Origin of the sequence: Pseudoalteromonas sp. NZS100_1 (genome assembly GCF_015864285.1) — a bacterium.
GTDB lineage: Bacteria > Pseudomonadota > Gammaproteobacteria > Enterobacterales > Alteromonadaceae > Pseudoalteromonas > Pseudoalteromonas arctica.
This window is the reverse complement of record NZ_JADYXN010000004.1, coordinates 58,414-74,750: the sequence shown is the minus strand read 5'-3', so window position 1 is coordinate 74,750 and position 16,337 is coordinate 58,414. Positions and strand designations below refer to the sequence as shown.

Genomic DNA, 16,337 nt, shown 5'->3' with positions numbered 1-16,337 from the left:
TTTGCCTTTTTTTGTGCTGTTAGAGTGTAAAATTATCTAAATCTTGGTTAGGTTCAAAATCGCCAAGCCTTTCAAGCTCAGTATCTTGCTGCATTTGCTCGTGCCAACGCGCCTCATCCCAAATTTCAAATTTATTCATCAAACCAACTAGCATGATTTTTTTGCCAAGTGATGCATGAGCCCTCAGTGACGGCGCAAGCAAAATTCGACCATTTTTATCAAGTTGATATTCAGTAGCATTCCCGAGCAACATACGCTGCATTCGACGGGCTCGTGGGTTCATATTGGAGATTTTAGCTAAACGGCTTTCTATTTCTAGCCACTCAGCCAGCGGATACAACCATAAACACGGCTCATTTAATGCGACGGTACAAATAACCGTTCCCTGATCTTCAGACAATAGAGATTCTCGGTACTTAGTCGGTACCGCAAAACGCCCCTTATCATCCAAACTCAGTGAACTCGCGCCACGAAACATAAAAAACCTACTTTAAAATTGTTTTATTCAACTTTTGTTTATTTTTATCCAGTGTGATCCACTAAAAACCACTTTTTACCACAGTGCTCCAGTTTAGGGCTTGACAAGCCATTTTGTCAAGTAAGCTGACCAGCTTTAGTAAGTCCCAAAGCTAGAAAAAATAAGGGCTCAAGCGAAGCGTTTGAATTACGTGGGAAAAAGTGGGATTGTGATGAAAAAAATATCTATTCTGTTTTTTATAACTTTCTGTTTACACGCTTTGCTTACTGAATAACCAATGAATATTTACAACTTTTTAAGCATTTTTACTCCCTTTGTAAAATTTACCTAACCGTGTAGTAATAGTTACTGTTTACTTTAAATTACCAAATATGAAAAGTTACATACAAACAATAAAAACCAATAAACTCAACAACTTAAAATAAATAACAGTTTTGGTTTAATCATTGCATCATCTAAATCACTATTTAAATTTTTAACTTATTAAGGATTGATTATGGCTACTGCAACAAATACGAAACCAAACACAACTTCAGATGTTAAGCCTGACGTTAAACTAACAAATACTGAATCACCTCTTACAGAGAAAGCAACATCAGCAGCGCACGATGCGGTAGATGCACTTTCTAGCAAAGCAGCAACAGCTGAAAGCAGTGTTCGTAAAGGCGCTTCGAGTTCAGCAGAAGCACTAAGCGAAAAACAACTTATTGCACGCGAAAAGTTAAGTGAATGTACAGCTAAAACCCGTGCATTTGCTTCTGAAAATCCATTAGCAACCGCGGGTATTGCTTTTGCTGCGGGTATGCTGATTACATCACTATTTCGTCGTAAGTAATCAGTGATGAATAACCCACAAACAAGCGCAGCCAAGGATGGTGAAGCGCAAAACCAAACAACTGAGCAGCAGAGCCAAAAGGACGATTGGCAAGATCATATTGCAAAGCTTTTAGAGTACTCTAAGCAGCTCAAGGATGATTACCAAACTCAAGGAAAGATCACCCATCAGCTTGCTAAAGCTGAATGGCGGTTATCGCTTAGATCGCTTGCATTGATCACTATATTTTTAGGCTGTTTTGCAAGTGGTTTGGTTTTGTTGTGGGCAGGATTTCTAGGTGCTGTTGGATACGGTGTATACGATCTTTTTGGGTCAGTATGGCTAAGTATTGCAACAGCTACTTTGCTGCAAGTTGCTTGTTTAGCATGGCTTTGGAAAAATACGGTTTACCTAAGCAATAAAATTGGCTTTAGTAAAACACTTAAAAGCTTAAAACAACTGTTTAACTTATAAGGAAATTAATATGTTGGTTAACTACTTAATTAAAGCACCTAATGAAAACGTTGATGCTCTGAGTAAGCAAATGGATACGCGCAGTGAGTTAAAACGCCAACATCATGCAGCGTTTCAATATAGACTAAAGCGTTTTGCCGCAACTAAAGTGGGACTAACAAGTGCCTTTTTAGCCGGCGCAGCTGTACAAGCAGGGAAAGGCGAAACCAGCTTGGTAAGAAAATACGGCTGGCTTGTTAGGCTGTTTGCTTAAACGCTAAACATTTCTACCGTGATCAGATAAGTAATCAACACTTGGGCCATTTGGCACAACTTGTGTTGGATTGATCATTGTATGGCTAAAATAGTAATGACGTTTAATGTGGTAAAAATCAACTGTCTCTGCTACTCCCTTAACCTGATATAGCTCTCTGAGGTATCCGCTCAGTGCAGGATAGCTTTCAATTGTGCGTAAATTACATTTAAAGTGACCAACGTACACACTATCAAACCGAATGAGAGTGGTGAATAATCGCCAATCTGCCTCTGTGAGGTTATCCCCTGTTAAATACCGCTGCTTGCTCAGTATCCCCTCTACTGTATCGAGTGCTTTAAATACATCATTAAATGCCTCTTCATACGCATCCTGAGTTGTAGCAAAGCCCGTACGATAAACACCATTATTTATACTTGGATAAATCAACGCGTTTAATTCATCAATTTTTGGTTGCAGCGCCTCAGGGTAGTAGTCATCGTTATTACCTGTTAACTCATTAAACGCACTATTGAACATACGTATAATATCGGCAGACTCATTACTGACAATTTTATTGAGCTTTTTATCCCACAATACGGGAACGGTTACTCGCCCGGAGTACTTTGGATTATTTTTTGTATAAACTTGATGTAAGTAGTTACTATTAAATAAAGCATCACCAGTACTGTGGTTTTGCGTATCAAAAGCCCAACCACTATTAAGCATATCAGGACTAACAACCGACACCGTAATTAAATCTTGTAACCCTTTTAATGCTCTAAATATAAGCGTTCGATGCGCCCAAGGACACGCAAGTGACACATATAAATGATACCTGTTCGCTTGAGCTTTAAAACCGGCCTCGCCCGTTATTCCAGCGCTACCATCAACAGTTATCCAGTGACGTAACTGCGCCGCCTCGCGCTCAAACTTACCATTACTTGAATCAGTGTCGTACCATTTATCTTGCCATTGACCGTTAACTAATAATCCCATAAAACTCTCCTAAAAATACCGTTAAATTTTGCCAAACTCGCCGTTTTGATAATCACGCACTGCTTGCTGTACTTCAGCTTGAGTCGTCATTACAAACGGCCCCATATGAGCAATCGGCTGATTAAGTGGATCGCCAGCTAAAACCAAAACACCAGCGCCGTGCTCAGAGCTAATATTAATGTCACTCCCTGGTTCCAAAATAAGTAACTTACCCGCTGGTATTGTTTGATTGTCGCTCATTATTAGTGAGCCGCTATGAATATAAAGCATTACTTTTTGTTGGCTAATAGGTTCTAAATTCATGCTTTTACCAGCAAGTAATGTAATATCAGCAAGCGCCGCATTGGCAGCTAAACTCTGCAGAGCGCTTGTAAGCGTTTCACTTTCAAACTGCCACGATCCCGACAGTGCTTTTAACGTCACACCTTGTGTATTTGTAAAACTCGGAGCTGGGTTTTTAGTAGTATCTTGATAACGTGAATCACGCATTTTTTCTGCGCTTGGCATGTTTATCCAAATTTGAAAGCCATGCAAACCGTCAACAGCATCAGCGAGTGGCATTTCACTGTGCATGACGCCGCGCCCTGTACTCATCCATTGCACATCACCTGCTTTAATTGCTTCTCTGTTACCCATTTGGTCACGATGTTCAAAGCCACCTTTTAGAATATAAGTAAACGTTTCAATACCTCGGTGCGGATGCTCAGGAAAGCCTCCCATATAATCTTTTTTGTCGTCTGACTTAAGTTCATCAATCATTAAAAAGGGATCTAAATATTTACCATCAAACCCAGGTATACGGCTAATACTCACACCATCGCCATCTTGAGTTGCATAAGCTGTAAGTATTTTTGATATTTTCATTTATTAATTCACTCTAAAGAATAAGTTTATGGGGTTATTAAATCATCCATTAAACAAAACAACTATGTCTTTAAATCGACCTTAACACTCCAAAAAATAGAACTATAATGATTCATTGGTTACATTTTCAACCTTATAATTACTATGGTTATTTGGAGTGAATTTGGCTACAATTGTTATTGCAAAATACAAAACTAAGGAATGGTTATTTTTACTTATTCTCTCAAACATCAGCTTTATCGTTTACTTATATTGCTAAGTATTCCGGGCACCGCTGTAATTATTTTTACACTGCTGCTTGAACGCGATCACTCTATTGAGCAAAGTGAAAAAAAAGTAGAAAATATTGCTAAGCAATTAATTTTACAGCAAAAGCACTTAGTCGATGATATTGACCGTTTAGCGCGTTATTTGGCTAAAGAGGAAAGTAAGAAAGAAAATTTAGCAACGACCTGCCCTAATTATTTTAATCAATTTAGATCTATTTACGCACATGTTGCCAATATCGGGATTATAGATCCAAATGGCATTGTTATATGTACAACAAGCGGGTTAGCCAAAACAATTAATATTGCCGATCGGGCGTATTTCCAAAACGCCTTAAAAAGTAACCAATTGTCGGTAGGTTATTTTCAGCACGACCGAAGTCTGCAAAAAAACACCCTTAATTTTGCGTTACCTATTATTAATAAAAAAAATGTAATTCAGGGCGTTGTAGTTATCGTTGTTGCGCTTGACTGGTGGAACAATGCTTTTAATGACATTGAACTTCCGCCAGGCTCTATTGCTGCAATTGCTGATTCTAACGGAAAAATTTTAGCGCGTTATCCACCTACAACGGCCACGCTTGGCGATAATATTGCACAGACTTTATTAGCAACTGATTCTTCGATTAATAATGAGGCATCAACAAAAATAAAATCTATTGAAGGTGAAGCCCGAATGCTTCATCACTCTGTTATTTACAGCGATCCAAGTAATAACAGCTTAAATATACATATCGCACTTCCTGTCACACATGCTTTAAAGCAAATAAATAATAATTTTTTTATAGCGATTGGTGTGTTTATTTTATCGCTGCTGATACTGTCTTTAATTGCACGTAAACTACTTAAAACCAGCATTATTGACCCAATTAATAATCTAACAAATGCAACAAACGTATTGGCTAAGGGCGAGATGCCCGCACAAAAAATACAACCCAATAATCCAGAACTAAATACTCTCTATCAGCGTTTTAAATCAATGGCGCAAACTCGGTTAACAGCTGAGGCTAATTTAAAAAACAAGCATGATGAGCTTACTAGCTTGCTCAATACTCTGCCCGATAGTTACGTTAGAATTAACATCCATGGCGATATTCTCAACATAACAGGACAGTTTAAGCCTCAAGTAAATCCTAACAGCACTGTAGTACCTCATTTATCATCAATACTTTCACACAGCAATGTTCAGCTTTTGTTATCGCAGTTATCTAAACTTGATGTTTCGAGCAATTTAGAATTCACACTCGAAAAATCAGATCTTAAACGCAGCTTTGAAGCACGTATTAGCGCAATGCAAAGTAAAAATGAATACGTTGTTGTGCTACGAGATATAACACAACGAAAAGTAAATGAAGAAGCACTCCACCTTGCCTCACTAGTGTATAACAACAGTAGTGAAGGCATGGCAATCACCGATCCAACGGGCATTATATTTGATGTAAATCCTGCGTTTTGTAAAACGACTTTATATAGTAAAGAAGAAGTTATTGGCCGGTCCTCTTCAATTCTTTCATCAGGAAAACATGATAAGAATTTTTACAATAAAATGTGGTCTGAATTACAGCAAACAGGCCGCTGGCAAGGCGAGGTTATTAACCGAAAAAAAAATGGGCAGCTTTACTCTGAGTGGCTCACAATCGATACTATTTATGACACAAACAACGCACCTATTCGTCGTATCGCGATATTCACAGACCTCACAGAGAAAAAACAAGCTGATGAAACCATTTGGCGACAAGCTCATTTTGATCACCTAACTGACTTACCAAATCGTTTAGAGTTAAAGGAGCGATTAAATCAACGATTTTCAAATGTTGTTACTCCAGATAATCAATTGGTTGTCATGCTTTTAGATATTGATCACTTTAAAGATATTAATGACACATTAGGCCATCACTATGGCGATAACTTATTAAAACTCGTATCTCAGCGTATAGTCCAGTCGGCAAAAAACGCTGAGTTTGTGGCACGAATTGGGGGAGATGAGTTTGTTATTGTATTTAGTCACATTAAAAGTACGCGCCATATTAATCAAATTGCGAGTAATATTTTACTTAGTCTATCGTCAGCTTTGCATCTTGAAAACGAAGAGTTATTTATTAGTGCAAGCATAGGCATTTCTTGCGCTCCTAATGATGGTGAAAATACTGAACAGCTTTTAAAGGCAGCCGATCAGGCTATGTATAAAGCAAAAAGTAATGGTCGTAACTGTTTTGAGTTTTTCTCTGCTGACATGCGCGAATATGCACACGCGCGCATGGTGCTATTAAAAGACTTACGAAGTACCATAGAACTTGAACAGTTTGAGTTATTTTATCAGCCCATAGTTGCTTTAAATGATTTACATATTCATAAAGCTGAAGCGCTTATTCGTTGGCAACATCCCGAAAAAGGCCTAATTAGCCCTATCGCATTTATCCCACTTGCTGAAGAAACCAGGCAAATAAATGCAATTGGTCAATTTGTATTTGCCCAAGCTTTGCAAACACTTAACGATATAAAAACACTAACCGATGATACTTTTCAAATAAGTGTAAACGTATCGCCAGTGCAATTATCCACGCCAGAGAGTGGCATAGATGAATGGTACGATATGCTAAAAGCAGCAAAGCTGCCTGCTTCGTCAATTGTCGCAGAAATAACTGAAGGCTTAATGGTTAACCCTGAAGCACTTACGCAAAGACGCCTAAAAGAAATAGTAAAATCAGGTATGCAGCTTGCTCTTGATGACTTTGGTACCGGTTATTCGTCGCTCGCTTACTTACAAGAAATGGACACCGACTATTTAAAAATAGATAAACGTTTTGTTGATAATATTCAAGTAGGCAGCCAAGAACTTGCATTGTGTGAAGCCATCATTGTTATGGCGCATCAGTTGGGCTTAAAAGTAATCGCCGAAGGAATTGAAACTAAATTACAAATGCAGCTACTACTTGAAGCAGGATGCGATTACGGTCAAGGTTATTTATTTTCAAGACCTTTAAATAAAAGCAGTTTTATGGCACTTCTAGCTGATAAAAAAGTAGCTTTGTTAAAATAAATAGACAAAAAATCACTGTTACGCAATAAATAATGCGTCTGCGCGGTCAAGTTAAGCAATCAGATATAAAGTAGTAACAGGATTTAAAAATGGCAAAAGCAACATTAGAGCAATGGCGAATGTTTAAAGCGGTTGTGGATCATGGCGGGTTTGCAGGCGCAAGCGCAGCTGTACATAAAAGTCAGTCAACCGTACACCATGCTGTGCAAAAACTTGAAGCCGCCTTGCAAATTAAGTTGCTTGAAGTAAAAGGCCGTAAAGCATTTTTAACCGATAGCGGTAAGCTGATTTTACGCAGAGCCGAGTTTTTAATTGAGGAAGCGACTAAAATAGAATCGGTAGCAAGTACACTAAGCGAAGGCGTGGAAAGCACATTAAAAATAGCTGTTGATGAGGTTTTACCACACGCTATTTTATATCAAGCACTTGCTAAAACGAGTGAGCTTTACCCTCTTTTAAAAATTGATTTAGTAGAAAGCGTGCTAACAGGTGCAAACGAATTACTGCATAACTCAGTGGTTGATTTAGCTATTTCGTCAATTCCTATCTATGGAATTAGTTGCAGTACGTTATGCGATATAGAGTTTATAGCGGTTGCGCATAAAGACCATGTATTACACCAGCATACTGAACAACTCAACTTTCGTGATTTAAAGCTACACCGGCAGATAGTAGTGCGCGATTCAGCAACCCACACCAGTCACAATGAAGGCTGGCTAGGTGCAGATATGCGCTGGACAGTAAGCCACTTACGTAACTCTATTGATATGGTTAGTCAAAATTTAGGTTACGCTTGGCTGCCAAAAACACAAATTGCACACTTAATTGAAGATCAAACCCTCATTGCACTTAATTTAGACCAAGGTACAACCCGCACTCTTAATTTATATTTAATGTGCAACGACAACGATAGGCTTGGTCCTGCAGCACAAGAATTTAAAGAGCAAATTACTGCACTTACTAATTTAGCTAATTAATAGCTATTCATTTTTTACATCGAGGTGATCTGCTACATAGGCGCCTCGCTGCCCACGCTCTTTAGCCGGCCCTACAGTGCTATCTTTACCTGTTTGCTGCTCAGTAGCTGCATTAATTACAGCACCTAATGTGATTATATAAGCGCTGATATACAACCACATCAGCATAATCACTACACCACCTAGTGAGCCATACGTTTCGTTGTAACTAGAAAAACGCGACACATAAAATGAAAAACCTATAGATGCTAAAATCCACAGCACGGTAGCAATAGACGACCCCATTGTGATCCAACGCCATTTAGCAGGTTTACGATGTGGGGCATAACGATATAAAAGTACCAATGCAAAATTAAAGGTAAAAGCCAATAATGGCCAAGAAATGAGTTTAATTAATAAATCTATACTTTCTTTTAGTCCCACTAAATTAAGTACAATAGGTAAAATACCAATAATTAATAGCGCAAAAATTGCGACAACAATCGCCCCTACCGAAAATAAAAAGCGCACTAGTTGAGCCTGAAAAAATGAGCGTTTTTCATATTCACGATAACTAATATTACATGCAGTAATAAGTGCTTGGCTGCCCTTTGAACTACTCCAAATAGTAAGTATGAGCGTACCAATTGCACTTAAGCTCAAGCTTGCACTTGATGTTTTAGCAAGGCTAGAAACCTGAGATAAAATCAGTTCACTGGTGCTTGGTGGAAGCAAAGTAACTATTTTACTTAAGTGCTCACTTATATCTGTTGGGGATGAAAAGTACGCATACACTGATACCATCGCCGCAATGGCTGGAAAAATAGCAAGTAACGCATAAAATGCCACACCGGCTGCCACTATAGATAAGTTATCTTCACTCATTTGCTTAAAAATACGTTTAACAATATCCCACCAACCTATAAAAGGGATATGTGCAGGCTGCTCTGCTTGCTGTCCTCGTTTAGCTTCTTTCATTCTAAACCTCAATATTTGTATTACGTTACTACAGCAAAATATTTGCCAAGTTATAAGCGTTTGGTACCAAACTTGCTAATATTTATCTATAAATGACTCTAACACGGAAGATAAGCCATGCTCGGTACCCTAAAAAGCAGTGTAGCGCTAAATAATACAACACCAATAACTGACGTGATCAAAGTTGATACACTTTCGTGGAATTTCTTTTATGAGCAAGGCGTGCAATTACTTCACGTAACAGCGCAAATATTACCCACTATTTTACTCGGCATAATGCTTTTAGTACTCAGTTACTTAATTTCAGGACCACTTTCTAGATTACTAATCAAACCCATTGACTATATGACTGACAGCAAGCTTGTTCACCTAGTTATAAGGCGCAGCATAAGCACCCTAATAATTTTATTTGGGGTATATTTATTTTTACGTTTAGCAGGGCTTACTCAGTTTGCCGTTGCTATTATGAGTGGGACTGGGTTGATAGGTTTAATACTCGGCTTTGCTTTTAGAGACATAGCAGAGAACTTTATTGCCAGTTTATTACTGAGCGTACAAAGACCTTTTAAAATTGACGATGTAATTGAAGTGGATGGCCGATTAGGTATTGTTAAAAAAGTAACAGCAAGAGCAACCACACTTGTTGATTACGATGGCAATCATATTCAAATACCTAATGCGACTGTATATAAAAATACCATTAAAAACCTGACTGCCAATCCAAAAATGCGCGGCAAAGTAGAAATTGGTATTGGCTACGATAACGATATACGCAGCGCACAAACCCTCGCCCTAGATATTGCCAATCAACAAAATGCAGTACTTAGCGACCCACCCGCGCAGGTTTTAATAAAAAACTTAGGCTCATCTACTATTAACTTCGTTTTGTATTTTTGGGTTAATAGCGAGCAGCACAGCCCATTAAAAGTAGGCTCACAACTTATGCGCGAATTAGTAAATGAGTTCACTAAACAAAAAATCAGCATGCCTGATGACGCACGAGAGAGAATTATACTCACCGACACTAATGAAAATGCTTCTAGCTTAGAGGAAAAACAACCATCGCAAATACAAAGCGAAAAAAGTGAAACTGTTGAGCAAACTAAAACGCTTGATGATGTAAGTAGTGATACCGACGAAATACGTGAACAAGCAGAGCAATCTCGCGATCCAGAACAAGGGAAAAATATTATTTAATAATGCTTAAATTGTATTAACTAAAATTTAAACGCAAAAAAGCCCGCAGCGTTAACTGCGGGCTTTTTATTGAATGAGTGAGTCAGCCGTATAAGCCGGGTTTTGTCCTTTCCGAAGAAAGTGATAATCATTCGTCTAGGCCATAAATCGCTCTATGGCTCAAGCAACCTACCCGGTTCCAACGTGGGCCACGCCATAAGGAACCCTATTTGGTCTTGCTCCGAGTGGAGTTTACCTTGCAACCGACTATTACTAGCGGCCCGGTGCGCTCTTACCGCACCCTTTCACCCTTACCAATCGAGATTGGCGGTCTCCTCTCTGCTGCACTTGTCGTGGGCTCACGCCCCCCAGCCGTTAGCTGGCACTCTGCCCTATGGAGCCCGGACTTTCCTCCCCCTGATCATTTTCGTCACAGGCAGCGATCATCTTGGCTGACTCGGCGCGCAGTATACATGAGGCTAATACCAAGCGCAGTAAAATTCACTCTTTTTCTTCAATAATTGTTTTGTATAAAGCGTTTTTCTTCATTCCAAAGTATTCTGCAACAACGCCACAGGCTTTTTTCATTGGCATTTCGCTTTCAAGCAGCGTTAACATTTTTCGCGCTTCAGGCGGAACATCGTCTATTTGCTTTGGTTTGCCCGGAAGCATAAGCACTATTTCGCCGCGCTGCTTGGTAGGATCATCAGTTAAAAACTGTTTAAGCTCACTTACACTACCATTAAAAAATGTTTCAAAGGTTTTGGTTAGCTCTTTAGCAAACACAACTTGCTGCTCATCACCTAGGGCTAGTGCTAAATCATCAAGGCTTGCCATAATACGGTGCGTACTTTCGTACATTATGCTGGTAATGCCTGAGTTAACAGCTTCGATAAAAAAGTCTTGGCGAGCTTTGCTTTTAGCTGGCGTAAAACCAATAAACTGAAAGCGGTCGGTTGGTAAGCCTGAACAACATACGGCTGTAATTGCAGCACATGCACCTGGAACAGGTGTAACATGAGCGCCTTGTTCGCGACACAGATTTACAACAGCGTAGCCTGGATCACTAATTAGCGGTGTACCAGCGTCAGATACTAAAGCAATATTTAAACCTTGATTAAGTTGATCAATAATTTGTTGTGCTTTTTGCTTTTCGTTGTGGTCGTGTAATGCAAACGTTTTTGCCTTAATTCCAAAGTGGCTAAGTAGCTTGCCGGTATGGCGAGTGTCTTCAGCAGCTATTAAGTCAACTTGCGATAATGTCGCAATGGCACGGTGACTTAAGTCGTCATAATTGCCAATTGGGGTGGCAACAATGTAAAGAGTGCCAATTTTCTGTGAATTCTCCTCATTTAACATTGAGGTCTCCTGCGTCAGTCAGTAATATAAGCAAATCGCGTTAACGTATTGGGAAATCATTGTGCGACTTAAACTAGTTAGTCTATTAATTATATTGTCAGGGTTATCGGCGTGTAGCACAACCGAAAAACCAACTAAAAACAGCGATAACGTAAGTAACCGCACTAATGCACTGCAAAATCAGGCAACCAGTGCGCAATCTATCTATCAATTGGCGCAAAACCGCCAAGGTGCCGATAAAATACAGTTATTGTATAGCGCCCGTGATGCAGCAATTAGTGAGCAAAACTGGCCTTTATTAGAGATAATTGGGAATGAGCTTGAATTAACCGCAAGTGTTGATCAAATCCAGAACCGCCTTTATATTGCATTTGCACAAAAACAACAGAATAAAAATGATCAAGCTTTGGTTATTTTACAGTCGCTAGACGGACAACTGACTCAACCTGAGCATTTTGCTTGGCATCAGTTTTTAACGGCCAGCATTTACGCATCGCAAAATTTTCCGAAAAAAGCTGCACCCTACTTTTTTAGGGCCTCTGAAACAGCAACAAAAAATAATATAGAAATCCCTCAACTTAATCAAAATTTGTGGGATAACTTAAAGCAACTTTCTTCTTACGCGCTTGAACGCTTTAACCGTGGTTCGGTTATTCAGCAAGGGTGGGCTAACCTAGCGTTATATCATCAAGTATATGCAAGTAGTGGCGTAGAGTTAGATCAAGCGATCAACAATTGGCGCAGACGCTATATTGGGCATCCGGCTTTTACTGTATTACCTGAACAAGATGAAATGCTTACTGAACTTGCTCCTATCAATATAGAGCGCTTAGTTGTGTTATTTCCACAATCGGGCCCTAACGAACGTTTAGGTGATGCCCTTAAAGCTGGCGTATTAGCTGCACTTGATACGCAAAATATCAACGACACTATTTTTATTGATGAAAACTTAAGTACAGAAGAAATTGCAGCACAACTTGAAGAAATAAAGCCTGACTTTGTAATTGGTCCTCTACTTAAAGCAAATATTGATAAACTTGCCAATGCACAAACTCTTATTGATACTCCGGTACTACATTTAAACACCTTTGATGGTGAGCGAATTTCGCTTCAGCATTATTATTTTGCACTAAACCCTGAGCACGAAGTACAACAAGCCTTAGAACACTTTTTAACTAAGGGCTATCAAAAACCTATGTTGCTTGCACCAAATAACGCAAATGGCCAACGCTTGGTTGATTACTTTAACTTACAGTGGCAACGCTATAGCGAAACCAAGCCGCAAATAGGTTTTTATAACGATAAAAAAGATATGCCTAATACAATTACCAGCTTGTTAGAAGTTGATAAATCAAAAGAGCGCATAAAAACGATTAAAGCACTATTTAAACAGGAAGTAGAAAACGAAACCCGTTCACGTAGTGATATAGACGTTATTTATATTTTGGGTGATGCAATAGAAACACGCTTAATTAAACCTTACCTTGATGTAAACGTAAGTACATTTGCAGATCGTATTCCACTTTATGCCAGCTCTAAAAGTCATAGTAAACAAATTGACAGTACTGACAAAGGCGACTTAGACGGCCTATACTTCACTGAATTGCCGTGGATGCTCGATTCGCAAATTAAACAACATAACTTACGCCAGCAGTATGATTCGTTATGGCCAGAGCAAGTAGATATTAGCCAACGCTTATTTGCAATGGCGTTCGATGCTGTATCAATATTACATGACATCAGGCAGTTAAGCGTAATGCCAGGCAATCAATATAGTGGTTTAAGCGGTAAGTTATCTGTTAATACCAGCGGCCATATAGAACGCACGCTCGACTGGGCTCAATATACAAACCGTCGCATTAAGCCTGTGCAATTAGAAACACAACGCCCGGTACCATTGTTTATGCAATCAGCGGGTGACATACAAACTATCAATTAAATTTAATTAAGGGGGCGGCATGTCGTGGTTTAAAGAGCTGTGGCACAATAGTCGCGAAAAAGGCCAGTATTATGAGCTTGAAGCGCAAAAATACTTAGTTACTCAAGGGCTAACACCCATAGAACGTAATTATTACTGCCCCTTTGGTGAGCTTGATGTCATTATGAAAGAAGGCGATACCCTTGTATTCGTTGAGGTTAAGTTTCGCAAAAATAATGCTCGTGGCGGTGCCAACTATGCGCTTAGTCCACAAAAACAAGCTCGATTAAAACGTAGTATTTATCATTACTTAGCAGCTAAAAATTTAACTAACCAAGCTCTAAGAATTGATTATGTAGCCATTACAGGAGAAGCATCTCCTAATATTAATTGGCTTAAAAATGTATTTTAAACGCAAATACAAAGATAAATTATTGGTAGGCTATGCAAGACACAATTAAAGAAATTTTTACAGAAAGCATTCAAGTTCAAATCGCTGCTGGTGAAGTGCTACCTAGTGCGCTTGAGTCAGCTGCATTTACTATTGCACAAAGTCTGATCAACGGAAATAAACTCATTTGCTGCGGTACTGCAAATTGCCACATGCTCGCTCAGCATATGGCGGGTGTGTTGGTTAATCATTATGAAACCGAACGTCCCTGCTTACCTGCAATTGCTCTATCGCAAGAAAACGTTAATCTTGGGCAAAGTACTCAAGTAGACGATCACGATACATTTGCTCGCCAAGTCCGCGCTTTTGCCCAACAAGGTGATTTATTGCTTGTATTGGCTATAAACGGCAACGAAAAACATGTTATTTCTGCCGTTGAAGCTGCACTAACTAAAGATATGAAGGTCATAGTTATGGTTGGTGATGATGGTGGCGAGTTGGTAGGCCTACTTGGACCTAACGATGTTGAAATTAGATCGCCATCTAAACGCCCTAGCCGCATTATCGAATCTCATTTAGTTAACTTACATTGTTTAAGCGAACTTGTTGATTTAACGCTTTTCCCTCAGGATGAAAATTATGTTTAAACGCTCTCTTATTGTTTTAGGTACTGTTGTATTACTGCAAGGCTGCGCAGCCGCTGTTGTTGCAGGTACAGCCAGTGCAGTAACTGCAGCGAACGACCGCCGTACTATTGGCTCTCAAATTGACGATAACAATATTGAAATAAAAGCCAGTATTGCACTTAGCGAAGTAGAACGTCTTGAAAAGTTTGCCAATATAAGCGCTGTAAGCGTTAACGGTATTGTTTTACTTGTTGGCCAAGTATCTAACGAAGAAATGAGAAACGAAGCGCAGCGCACCATTGAGGGCGTTTCAGGTATTCGTAAAATACATAACCAAATTCGTATTGGCTCAAATACTGGCATTACTACACAAACTCACGACTCTTGGCTAACTTCTAAAGTAAAAGCCCAGCTACTAACAGCAAAAGACATTAGCAGTAATAACATTAAAGTAGTGACAGAAAATGCTGAAGTTTTTTTAATGGGCTTAGTATCTGACTCTGAGTCAACTCAAGCTGTAAATATTGCCCGCAATGTTTCTGGCGTAGAGCGTGTAATTAAAGTATTTGAATACTTGTAAACACAAAATACAGACATAAAAAAACCGCTTATTCAGCGGTTTTTTTTGGCATTTACTTATTATTTAATAACACGTAAATGAGAGCCTTTTTTCTTCTCAGGCTTTTCTGGTGGTGTTTCATCAATATACTCAGCTGATGAATCAACACTTTCAAGCTCTGGCACAAAATCGTCTTCGTCCTCTAAAAACTCATCTGCGGTAAAGACTGTCCCTTCGCCATTTTCACGCGCGTATATTGCAAGCACAGCACCTAGAGGTACATACACTTGCATTGGCTGACCACCAAAGCGCGCACTGAAGCTAAGTTGGGTTAAGTCTAACGAAAACTGTGTGACCGCTGATGGACTTATGTTTAAAACAATTTGTCCGTCTTGAACAAATTGTGTTGGCACTTGTACATTTGCAAATCCAGCGTCTACCACTAAATGCGGTGTACACTCGTTATCGACTATCCAATCAAAAAAAGCACGTAATAAATAAGGACGATTAGGCGTCATTATAAACGGATCTCACGCTCAGCTTCAGTTAAAGAGGCTTGGAATGACTCACGTTCAAATAAACGGATCATGTACTCTTTAAGCTCTTTAGAACCTGCACCATTAAGCTCAATACCAAACTCTGGTAAACGCCATAATAGTGGAGCTAAATAACAGTCTACTAAGCTAAACTCTTCACTCATAAAGTAAGGTGCTTCGCTAAAAATAGGTGCTACAGCAAGCAATGCTTCTGTTAGCTCTTTACGAGCTTGAGCTGCATCTGATGTGTTGTTACTGATTTTGTCAGCTAGGCTGTACCAATCTTTATCAATACGATGCATCATTAAGCGGCTACGACCACGCATTACCGGGTAAACAGGCATTAGTGGAGGATGAGGAAAACGCTCATCAAGGTATTCCATGATGATGTTTGCCTGGTATAAACCAAGCTCACGGTCAATCAGTGTTGGCACTGTACCGTAAGGGTTAATTTCGTGAAGTGCTTCTGGCAAATTATCTTTTTCAGCCAAATGAATATCTACACTTACACCTTTTTCCGCAAGTACAATACGTACTTGGTGGCTATACATACAGTTAGCACCAGAAAAAAGGGTCATTACAGGGCGCTTATTGGCAGCTACGGCCATGCCTATACCTCCATTAAATAACTAAAACAGCAAAAGGGGCTTAAGCCCCTATTGCAAAATTAC

Annotated in this window: 17 protein-coding genes and 1 other RNA gene; 10 read left to right on the top strand and 8 right to left on the bottom strand. The window is 39.3% G+C overall.

The window, feature by feature from the left end:
• Positions 1-19: 19 nt before the first annotated feature.
• On the bottom strand, positions 20-478 hold the full coding sequence (mraZ, locus tag I6F66_RS04070; RefSeq protein WP_007582904.1) for a division/cell wall cluster transcriptional repressor MraZ: 459 nt from the start codon (positions 476-478) through the stop codon (positions 20-22).
• Positions 479-974: 496 nt separating this feature from the next.
• On the opposite strand from mraZ, the gene I6F66_RS04065 reads away from it, so the two are divergent.
• Genes I6F66_RS04065 through I6F66_RS04055 form a run of 3 tightly spaced genes read left to right on the top strand, consistent with a single transcriptional unit; the run spans position 975 to position 2,019 of the window.
• Complete coding sequence (locus I6F66_RS04065) at positions 975-1,313, top strand: hypothetical protein (RefSeq protein ID WP_010554292.1); 339 nt, start codon at positions 975-977, stop codon at positions 1,311-1,313.
• A gap of 6 nt (positions 1,314-1,319) precedes the next feature.
• The gene (locus I6F66_RS04060) at positions 1,320-1,766 is read left to right on the top strand and encodes a hypothetical protein (RefSeq protein ID WP_024590208.1); all 447 of its coding nucleotides are present in this window, start codon (positions 1,320-1,322) and stop codon (positions 1,764-1,766) included.
• Between the two features lie 10 nt (positions 1,767-1,776).
• Complete coding sequence (locus I6F66_RS04055) at positions 1,777-2,019, top strand: hypothetical protein (RefSeq protein ID WP_007582895.1); 243 nt, start codon at positions 1,777-1,779, stop codon at positions 2,017-2,019.
• 3 nt (positions 2,020-2,022) lie between these two features.
• Here I6F66_RS04055 and I6F66_RS04050 read toward each other — a convergent pair whose 3' ends face one another.
• Both I6F66_RS04050 and I6F66_RS04045 read right to left on the bottom strand, forming a co-directional pair.
• A complete protein-coding gene (locus tag I6F66_RS04050) occupies positions 2,023-2,997 on the bottom strand; it encodes a glutathione S-transferase family protein (protein ID WP_197208803.1) in 975 nt (324 codons plus the stop codon).
• Positions 2,998-3,018: 21 nt separating this feature from the next.
• Positions 3,019-3,861: a pirin family protein gene (locus I6F66_RS04045; protein WP_197208802.1), complete on the bottom strand. Its 843-nt coding sequence runs from the start codon at positions 3,859-3,861 to the stop codon at positions 3,019-3,021.
• A 201-nt stretch (positions 3,862-4,062) separates the two neighbouring features.
• On the opposite strand from I6F66_RS04045, the gene I6F66_RS04040 reads away from it, so the two are divergent.
• Together I6F66_RS04040 and I6F66_RS04035 are read left to right on the top strand one after the other, a co-directional pair.
• The gene (locus I6F66_RS04040) at positions 4,063-7,167 is read left to right on the top strand and encodes an EAL domain-containing protein (protein WP_197208801.1); all 3,105 of its coding nucleotides are present in this window, start codon (positions 4,063-4,065) and stop codon (positions 7,165-7,167) included.
• An 89-nt stretch (positions 7,168-7,256) separates the two neighbouring features.
• A complete protein-coding gene (locus I6F66_RS04035; RefSeq protein ID WP_165724746.1) occupies positions 7,257-8,144 on the top strand; it encodes a LysR family transcriptional regulator in 888 nt (295 codons plus the stop codon).
• A 3-nt stretch (positions 8,145-8,147) separates the two neighbouring features.
• Here I6F66_RS04035 and I6F66_RS04030 read toward each other — a convergent pair whose 3' ends face one another.
• Complete coding sequence (locus I6F66_RS04030) at positions 8,148-9,101, bottom strand: YihY/virulence factor BrkB family protein (protein ID WP_007582878.1); 954 nt, start codon at positions 9,099-9,101, stop codon at positions 8,148-8,150.
• 117 nt (positions 9,102-9,218) lie between these two features.
• Between I6F66_RS04030 and I6F66_RS04025 the strand changes: the two genes are divergently transcribed.
• Positions 9,219-10,298, top strand: coding sequence for a mechanosensitive ion channel family protein (locus I6F66_RS04025; RefSeq protein ID WP_165740978.1), 1,080 nt, complete (start codon positions 9,219-9,221; stop codon positions 10,296-10,298).
• Positions 10,299-10,373: 75 nt separating this feature from the next.
• Here I6F66_RS04025 and rnpB read toward each other — a convergent pair.
• Positions 10,374-10,736, bottom strand: an RNA gene (rnpB, locus tag I6F66_RS04020) — RNase P RNA component class A.
• Positions 10,737-10,778: 42 nt separating this feature from the next.
• On the bottom strand, positions 10,779-11,636 hold the full coding sequence (gene rsmI / locus I6F66_RS04015) for a 16S rRNA (cytidine(1402)-2'-O)-methyltransferase (protein WP_197208800.1): 858 nt from the start codon (positions 11,634-11,636) through the stop codon (positions 10,779-10,781).
• Positions 11,637-11,697: 61 nt separating this feature from the next.
• On the opposite strand from rsmI, the gene I6F66_RS04010 reads away from it, so the two are divergent.
• Genes I6F66_RS04010 through dolP form a run of 4 tightly spaced genes read left to right on the top strand, consistent with a single transcriptional unit; the run spans position 11,698 to position 15,151 of the window.
• Positions 11,698-13,575 (top strand): penicillin-binding protein activator, encoded by a 1,878-nt coding sequence (locus I6F66_RS04010; protein WP_197208799.1) that lies wholly within the window; start codon positions 11,698-11,700, stop codon positions 13,573-13,575.
• 19 nt (positions 13,576-13,594) lie between these two features.
• The gene (locus I6F66_RS04005; protein ID WP_010554278.1) at positions 13,595-13,966 is read left to right on the top strand and encodes a YraN family protein; all 372 of its coding nucleotides are present in this window, start codon (positions 13,595-13,597) and stop codon (positions 13,964-13,966) included.
• A gap of 32 nt (positions 13,967-13,998) precedes the next feature.
• Positions 13,999-14,592 (top strand): SIS domain-containing protein, encoded by a 594-nt coding sequence (locus tag I6F66_RS04000; RefSeq protein WP_002957968.1) that lies wholly within the window; start codon positions 13,999-14,001, stop codon positions 14,590-14,592.
• Positions 14,585-15,151, top strand: a complete 567-nt coding sequence (dolP, locus tag I6F66_RS03995) for a division/outer membrane stress-associated lipid-binding lipoprotein (protein WP_007582867.1) — start codon at positions 14,585-14,587, stop codon at positions 15,149-15,151. Before I6F66_RS04000 ends, dolP begins: the two co-directional genes overlap by 8 nt.
• Positions 15,152-15,210: 59 nt before the next feature.
• On the opposite strand, the gene I6F66_RS03990 is transcribed toward dolP, so the two are convergent.
• Together I6F66_RS03990 and sspA are read right to left on the bottom strand one after the other, a co-directional pair.
• Positions 15,211-15,648 carry a ClpXP protease specificity-enhancing factor gene (locus I6F66_RS03990; protein ID WP_024593995.1) on the bottom strand — a complete coding sequence of 146 codons (438 nt, stop codon included), beginning with the start codon at positions 15,646-15,648 and terminating at the stop codon, positions 15,211-15,213.
• Complete coding sequence (gene sspA, locus I6F66_RS03985) at positions 15,648-16,274, bottom strand: stringent starvation protein SspA (RefSeq protein WP_165741632.1); 627 nt, start codon at positions 16,272-16,274, stop codon at positions 15,648-15,650. The genes I6F66_RS03990 and sspA overlap by 1 nt, the downstream gene beginning before the upstream one ends.
• Positions 16,275-16,337: the final 63 nt, after the last annotated feature.